A 1,179-nucleotide genomic window follows, 5' to 3' on the forward strand; every position below is an offset into this window, starting at 1 on the left:
CTTTTGATATAACAAAAGAACAGCTCATTTTACTATTGGCTCAAGGCGTATCCTCATTAAAAGCCCTAAAAAAGTTAACTCAAGAGCAGCAGGAAAAAAAATTACGCTCAAAGCTAGGATTAACACTAGAGAATGTGGTGAAACTTCTCAGTCATCGAAGTGGTTCGCACAACTTAGACGCACTGCTTAAATTATTAGAAAACGAGCAGGCTCTCGCCAATTTAGATAAACTTCAATTTCAAAATAAAGGCGAAGCGGTAGCACGCATTCTTGGTCATGACGGTGGTTCCCACAACTTAGACGCACTGCTTAACTTATTGGAAAACGACGAGGCTCTCGCCAATTTAGATAAACTTCAATTTCAAAACAAGGGCCAAGCGATAGCGCGCATTCTTGCTCAGGGTGGTGGTTCGCGCAACTTAGGTGCACTGCTTAAATTATTAGAAAACGAGCAGGCTCTCGCCAATTTAGATAAACTTCAATTTCAAAATAAAGGCGAAGCGATAGGGCGCATTCTTGGTCAGGACGGTGGTTCGCGCAACTTAGGCGCACTGGTTAAATTATTAGAAAACGACGAGGCTCTCGCCAATTTAGATAAACTTCAATTTCAAAATAAAGGCCAAGCGGTAGAGCGCATTCTTGCTCATCATGGTGGTGCGCACAATTTAGGCGCACTGCTTAAATTATTAGAAAACGAGCAGGCTCTCGCCAATTTAGATAAACTTCAATTTCAAAACAAGGGCGAAGCGGTAGCGCGCATTCTTGGTTATGGTGGTGGTTCGCACAATTTAGGCGCACTGCTTAAATTATTAGAAAACGAGCAGGCTCTCGCCAATTTAGATAAACTTCAATTTCAAAATAAGGGCGAAGCGGTAGCGCGCATTCTTGGTCAAATTGGTGGTGCGCACAACTTAGACGCATTGTTTAAGATACTTAAGCTAGCGATTATTTCAGAGCTCGGATTTACACCTGCTCAAATGTTTTCTATTGCACAAAAAAATGCATCGAGTAGAACCTTAACACAGCTTCCTGAGTGTAGAACGTTGCTCATCGAATATGGATTTACGGTATCTGAGTTAGTAGACCTTGCTGACAGAGCCAACAGCTCTAGTAAAATTGAAGCGTTACGCGCTATTGGGCAGTTTCCTATTTTTAATAACTACAAACCCTTAGACATCG

Annotated in this window: 1 protein-coding gene; it reads left to right on the forward strand. The window is 41.9% G+C overall.

All coding sequences use genetic code 11. From position 1 onward, the window contains the following. The coding region (locus ACWTEW_RS30180) for a hypothetical protein (RefSeq protein ID WP_454783629.1) at positions 1–1,179 on the forward strand (1,179 nt) is incomplete at both ends.

This window comes from Legionella stuttgartensis, from assembly GCF_977063405.2.